The organism is Methylobacterium sp. E-065 (assembly GCF_022829605.1).
Classification (GTDB): Bacteria; Pseudomonadota; Alphaproteobacteria; order Rhizobiales; family Beijerinckiaceae; genus Methylobacterium.
Map to the genome: position 1 here is coordinate 1 of NZ_JAKSYD010000215.1, position 3,006 is coordinate 3,006.

2 protein-coding genes and 1 pseudogene are annotated in these 3,006 nt (G+C 66.5%); 2 read left to right on the plus strand and 1 reads right to left on the minus strand.

The genetic code is table 11. The annotated features are described in order from the left end of the window. On the plus strand, window positions 1-1,432 hold a 1,432-nt coding region (locus tag MKK84_RS25625), incomplete at its 5' end, for an ABC transporter substrate-binding protein (protein ID WP_243924848.1). Window positions 1,433-1,599: 167 nt separating this feature from the next. Further along, a pseudogene (locus MKK84_RS25630) lies at window positions 1,600-2,241 on the plus strand (molybdate ABC transporter substrate-binding protein); the annotation flags it as partial. 48 nt (window positions 2,242-2,289) lie between these two features. Here the strand turns inward: MKK84_RS25630 and MKK84_RS25635 are convergent. Further along, the coding region (locus MKK84_RS25635) for an alpha/beta fold hydrolase (RefSeq protein WP_243924850.1) at window positions 2,290-3,006 on the minus strand (717 nt) is incomplete at its 5' end.

Sequence of the window (3,006 nt, forward strand, 5' to 3'; positions counted from 1 at the left end):
CGGACTGACCCTGTACGATCCACTGGTCGCCTGGGAGCTCGACGTCGCCGACCGTCCCGGCGAGATGGTGCCCGGGCTTGCCACGTCCTGGGAGGTCGATCAGGCCCAACCGCAGTGCTGGTCCTTCCACTTGCGCGACGGCGTCACGTTCGACGACGGCCTGGCCTTTGATGCCGACGCGGTGATCTGTAACTTCGACAAGGTGCTCACCAAGGAGGCGCCGCAGTTCGACCAGCGGCAGGCCGCGCAGGTCCGCCCGCGCCTGCCTGGCGTCGCGAGCTACCGTAAGCTCGACGCCAAGACCGTCCAGGTGACCACCAAGACGCCCGACAGCCTGTTCCCCTACCAGATGCTCTGGTTCCTGATCTCATCGCCCGCGCAGTACGAGAAGGTTGGCCGGGACTGGGCGAAGTTCGCCTTCGAGCCGTCAGGCACCGGGCCTTTCCGACTGGGCCAGTTGGTCCCGCGGGTGCGCCTCGAACTCCTGCCGAACGTGAGCTACTGGAACTCCAAGCGCGTCCCGAAGATCGCGAAGCTCACGCTCACCTGCTTACCCGAGGATCTCGCCCGGGTGAACGCGCTCCTGTCGGGCAACGTCGACCTGATTGAGTTGCCGGCCCCCGACGCGGTACCGCGCCTGAAGGCTGCCGGCATGCGGATTATCGGCAACGACACGCCGCATGTCTGGAACTACCACCTGTCGATGCTGGAGGGCTCGCCCTGGCGGGACCTGCGCCTGCGCAAGGCCGCCAACCTCGCCGTCGACCGAGCCGGCGTGGTGCAGCTCATGGGCGGCCTCGCCCAGCCGGCTGTTGGACAGGTGCTACAATCGAGCGCGTGGTTCGGAAAGCCTGGCTTTCAGATCAAGACGGACCTCGATGCTGCGCGCAAACTAGTTCAAGAGGCTGGGTACTCGGTCGAGAACCCCGTGAAGGCCACGATCCTGATCCCGACCGGCGGCACTGGGCAGATGCTGTCGCTGCCGATCAACGAATTCATCCAGCAGAGCTGGGCCGAAGTGGGCATCCAGGTCGCGTTCAAGACGGTGGAGCAGGAGGTGTCTTATACCGCGTGGCGGCAAGGCGCGGCCGACCCAAGCCTTAAAGGGATCACGGCAAGTAACGTCGCCTACGTTACCACGGATCCGTTCAACGCGATCCTGCGCTTCTACGATTCGAGGCAGATCGCCCCGAACGGCTTGAACTGGAGCCACTACCGCAATCCAGAGGTCGACGCCCTGTGCGACAAGGTCAAGACTACGTTTGATACGGACGAACAGAACAGGCTGCTGGCGCTGATCCACCAAATTGTCGTGGACGATGCTGTTCAAGTCTGGGTGGTGCACGACACCAATCCGCATGCGCTCTCGCCCCGGGTGAAGGATTATGTGCAGGCCCAGCACTGGTTCCAGGATCTTTCGACTTTTGCCTGAGGCTGGCAGGCCGCGCTCCAACAGCTTCGGGCATGTTTTTTCGAACGGATGATCTGGCGATGGGAAGACTCCAGAGCACCCGGGCCTTCCGCGTGATGCCGATCGAAACCGTCACCTTCCACCCGCGCATCTTTGGGCAGCGAGGCTAGCCTGGCGACCTCGCTGCGGCGTTCGAGGCAATGACAGGCGATCACCTCTTCCTGACGATCACCAATGCGGGCGGCGTCCACGCCAGGCTAGCCGCGCACGAAGACGCCGACGTGGTCATGACCGTCTCGGCCAGCATCGACGCGCTCGTCGCGCGCCGCGACATCCGGCCGAAGACCAAGATCGATGTCGCACGCATGCGGCTCGGCGCCGCCGTCAAATCCGGGGCCGCTCTCTCCGACCTGACGAGCGAAGCGGGTTTCTGCGCCGCGCTCCTCGCGGTGTCCGCTGTGGCCTACATCGATCCCAAGGGCGGCGGCTCGGCGGGCGCCATCTTCGAGGGGATGCTGACCCGTCCTGGCTTCACTGAGGCCGTGCAGGCCAAAGCGCTGCTCGGCTCCACCGGCGCCGAAGTGGCCATGGCCGTCGCCTCGGGCCGGGCAGCGATCGGACTGAAGCAGGCCAGCGAGCTCATCGACGCACCAGGTGTGGCGTTCGCCGGGTTCCTGCCCGAGGCCGTCAACACGTGGACGCCCTACGCCGCCGCCGTCACGACGACGACGCGGGTCCCAAGCGCGGCACGCGCCTTCATCGCCTTCGTGACCGGACCGAACGGGAGCGAGCGGCTGAAGCAGGCGGGTTGGGACGTCCCGCCGCGCTGAGGGGAGCACCCGTACCAGCGGAACATCCGAGGGGTTCAGCGGTCACGCTCAACCGGCGAGGAAGGCGAGCAGGCCCGCGTTGAACGTCTCCGCGCTATCCAGGGACGAGATGTGCGCCGCCCCAGGGATGATCATGAATTGCGCATCGGCCATGCCGTCGCTGACCTCGCGCGCGACGGCGGGCGGGAACAGCTTGTCCTCTTCGCCCGCGATCACCAGGGCGGGATTTCCGATACCCTGGAGGCGGCCCGCGACGTCGAACGCGCGCATGCCGAGGGCGACGTTCGCGAGCGAGGACCCAACGTGTCGCTCGGCCAAGCGGCACCAGGTCGCGTAAGTCGCGCGTCCGGCCGAGCTCTCCCGGTACTGCGCGTTGAGCATCACGGGCCACGTCGCCTGGAAGCGTCGAAGCGGCCCGCCCGGCTGATGAAATATCTCAACCCAGCCGGCGACGAGATCCGCCGTCGCCGGGTCGTTGAACGCGGCCCGCGAATTGGCCACGACCAGCCGGTCGACCCGCTGCGGCTGCTCGAGCGCGAGCGTCAGCGCGATCATGCCGCCGAGCGACAAGCCGCAGACTGAGACGCGCGCGATCGCGAGATGGTCGAGCAACCCGATCACATCCCGGGTCAGATCGTCCACGGTGGTGACGTCGGCGGCGGGATCCGACAGGCCGTGCCCGCGCAGATCGGGCAGGATCACGCTGTAGCCGGCGAACACCAGGGCGGCGACCTGGTTCATCCAGGACCACCCGGCGTTCGTGAA